The organism is Paraburkholderia atlantica, assembly GCF_009362785.1.
Lineage (GTDB): Bacteria > Pseudomonadota > Gammaproteobacteria > Burkholderiales > Burkholderiaceae > Paraburkholderia > Paraburkholderia atlantica.
Genome location: NZ_WHNQ01000144.1, coordinates 1 through 3075, shown reverse-complemented (window position 1 = coordinate 3075; position 3075 = coordinate 1). Strand labels below are relative to the sequence as shown.

General features: G+C 56.7%; 5 protein-coding genes. 4 read left to right on the top strand and 1 reads right to left on the bottom strand.

Features of this window, described 5'->3' with window-relative positions; genetic code table 11:
* On the top strand, positions 1 to 269 hold a 269-nt coding region (locus GCT19_RS43155; RefSeq protein WP_193727523.1), incomplete at its 5' end, for a hypothetical protein.
* Between the two features lie 339 nt (positions 270 to 608).
* Here GCT19_RS43155 and GCT19_RS41490 read toward each other — a convergent pair.
* On the bottom strand, positions 609 to 1328 hold the full coding sequence (locus GCT19_RS41490; RefSeq protein WP_152855055.1) for an IS6 family transposase: 720 nt from the start codon (positions 1326 to 1328) through the stop codon (positions 609 to 611).
* A gap of 298 nt (positions 1329 to 1626) precedes the next feature.
* On the opposite strand from GCT19_RS41490, the gene GCT19_RS41485 reads away from it, so the two are divergent.
* The 3 genes from GCT19_RS41485 to GCT19_RS41480 all read left to right on the top strand — a co-directional run.
* Positions 1627 to 1845: a hypothetical protein gene (locus tag GCT19_RS41485; RefSeq protein ID WP_152855054.1), complete on the top strand. Its 219-nt coding sequence runs from the start codon at positions 1627 to 1629 to the stop codon at positions 1843 to 1845.
* A gap of 122 nt (positions 1846 to 1967) precedes the next feature.
* Positions 1968 to 2243, top strand: a complete 276-nt coding sequence (locus tag GCT19_RS44260) for an IS4/Tn5 family transposase DNA-binding protein (RefSeq protein WP_227749502.1) — start codon at positions 1968 to 1970, stop codon at positions 2241 to 2243.
* Between the two features lie 18 nt (positions 2244 to 2261).
* Positions 2262 to 3075 (top strand): IS4 family transposase (locus GCT19_RS41480; protein ID WP_227749501.1); only part of this gene is annotated, 814 nt, incomplete at its 3' end.

Sequence of the window (3075 nt, the reverse complement as noted above, 5' to 3'; positions counted from 1 at the left end):
GATGCCGCATTGCACTCGTGCTGTCGTCGCTGCTCGTGACAGCGTGCCAGACGATGCCGGACAGCTACACCGCGCAGTTCCAGAGGGAAGGCGAGCCGCCCGCCTACATCGACGGGCACGCTGATGGATGCCGTAGTGGACTGAGCGCAGCAGGCAACCCGTACGTCCAGGCGACCAAAGACCCGACCCGCTTCGCGCAAGACTCGATGTACGCGCAGGGCTGGAATGACGGATTCTCGACATGCAAGGAATGGTACAAGCCCTTCTGACTACATCGCTGATGTGAGGACATACAGATAGCACGGGCGTGCGTCCGCCGATCAGCACGCCGCTGGAGAGCAGCTATGCAAATCGATGCGTTTATGCGAGGCGCAGCATCGAGATTCACCGAACCGTCGACCTTTCGTGGCGCCATCTCGAAGATAACATTTGATCATGGAGCGGGCCTTCGAGCGGCAGAGTGGTAGTGACCTCTTTTAAAGTTGTGGGCTTGATCCGGCAGACGAAGTCTGGCTGGCTCAGTTCGGCCATGAGCAGGCCCCTCGATTCCACCGGGTTCTGTCGCAGTAAGAGCGAGAGGTCGGGCAAGACCGATTGGTATGGATTCCTTATCCAGCCAGCGAATAGAACTGCTGTGCGGGAGTTTGGCCAACGCCGCCATCGTTCAATTGGCCCTTGACGATCATGTGCATGACTTCGATGCCCCCCAGGAGAATGCGGGCGCAACGAAATTTCTTGAACCCGAGCATCTGGCGGGTCCGGCGCTTGATCGCGCGGCGATCCTGTTCGATGATGTTATTCAGATACTTCGACTGACGGACCTTGATCGGCGTCTCGCGATCGGCATTCACCGCATCCAGTGCGGCCAGATTGGAGCCGCTTTTGTCGATGGTCACGGTCTCTGGCGTACCATTATGGGCGATCGCCTTTTCAAAGAACCGCCGGGCAGCGACCTTGTCCCGCCTGGCCCTGAGCAGGAATTCGACCGTGTCGCCCGCCTTGTCCACTGCCCGGTAAAGATATTTCCACTCGCCTTTGATCTTGATATAGCTCTCGTCCATTCGCCAGCTTTTCCCAACCGGACGCTTGTGCTTGCGGAAGCGCCTTTCGAAGAGCGGCAGCAGCTTGATGACCCAGCGGTACACCGTCGAATGATCCACCGCGGTACCACGCTCGTCCATCATTTCCGCAAGATTGCGCAAACTCAGCGAATAGGCCACGTACCATCGCACGCACAGCAAAATCACTTCAAGCGGGTAGTGAAGGCGCTTCAGGACCTTGGCCAGGCCCGGCGCGAGTGTGGTTCGCGGTGTCTTCGTCTTCTTCATCGCACAGCTCAAAAATTTGCTACCCAATTTTAACGTGGGCCTTACTGCAACAGAACCATCCGATATGTTTGATCCTATCGCACATAGAACTTCGGGAAATGGCATGCGCGACAAGTACAGGCATCGAGCGGCGTTCGTTTCCATGTCAAACGAGGATGACCTTCCATCGTCCTGTCCCAATGCGCCGCGCGTCGATCCCCTCCGATCAACATTCCACTTGATTCCGCGGACAATTCGTCATGACTCGATTTCGAATCATACTAACAAACATTCATGATGTTCTAGCGTTGCGCGGACGTTGCCCACGAAGTCGTTGGCATGGATCAAGGTCGTCGCAGAGATTCTTCGTTACTGGATCCGCTTCGAACATCAGCCAGCTTTCGAAGGCGCGGCGCCCGTCGAGCGTCAGTTGTCGCCCCACTTGTGGACTGAGGACGTCGTACCGATGCGCGCCGCGACGACGCGGCAGCGTGAGCAGTCCATACCTTCACAATACGTCGACCATGTGCATTACTGAACCGCCCCGGGATTTCCCTCAGGATTACCCACAAATTGTTCGTAATTCTGCGATGGGATGGCTTGTAAACGAAGACAGCGGATGTTAACTTTGGAGCCGTTCATGATCTGTGATGCCGGGCGTTGTCGCACACCCCTGACCTCGATGACTGGGCAAGTGAAGAGTTTGGTGCTGCCGAACTTGGCGACGCTCGCCTGACCAGACGGCTCGTGATGCTGGCGCGTAGGCTTTCGACGAGTCCGCATTGCTCTTTTCCGCAATCGTTCAATGCTTCTGAGCTGAAGGCGGCTTATCGGTTTTTCGATAACCCACAGGTGGATGTCGATGGCGTGCTGGGCGCACACATCGGCCAAACGCTTTGTCGCATGCAGCAGGTGCCGATCGTACTTGCGGTTTAGGACACCACTGAGTTCAATTTGTCTCATTTGCGGGCAACCGAAGGTCTGGGATATGGCTCCGATCCACACGTTCGTGGTTTCCTGATACACAGTCTGCTTGCGCTCACGCCTGAGGGGCTGCCACTCGGCGTGATCGGCCTGAAGACGTGGATACGTAGGCTGGAGGAGTTGGGCAAGAAACATCTGCGCGGACAACGAAGCGTACAAGAGAAAGAGAGCGCGAAATGGCTCGAAGGAATCGAGCAGCTGTGCATACTCAAGACACACTGTCCGCATACGCAAGTCATCGGCGTGAGCGATCGCGAAGGCAATGTCTACGATGTGTTCCTGGCACGGCGGCCTGCCGGTGTCGACTGGCTGGTGCGCGCGTCGTGGAATCGACGCGTTGCACACCCTGATCGATATTTGTGGGAAACCGCGCTAGCCTCGCCAGTGATTGGAGAAACGCAACTGCAGGTGCCTGCGCGCGAAAACCGACAGGCGCGCACCGCACGGCTGGTTGTGCGATGCATGCCCGTACGCCTTCGTCCGCCGCAAAATCGTCGTCGCGAGAAGCTTCCCGAAATTGATGTATTTGCGATTCATGCGTTGGAAACGAACGTAGACGAAGGAGCCGAGCCATTGGAATGGCTATTGCTGACCTCAGTGCCTACGTATACGCAAGCACAGGCCCTCGAGCGTCTGGCATGGTATGCACGTCGATGGACAATTGAATCGTGGCATCGTGTGCTTAAAAGCGGCTGTCGCATTGAAACCCGCCAATTTGGCAATGTCGAACGATTCGTACGCGCCACCGCGTTGTTCGCCGTAGTAAGCTGGAGAATCCTGTACG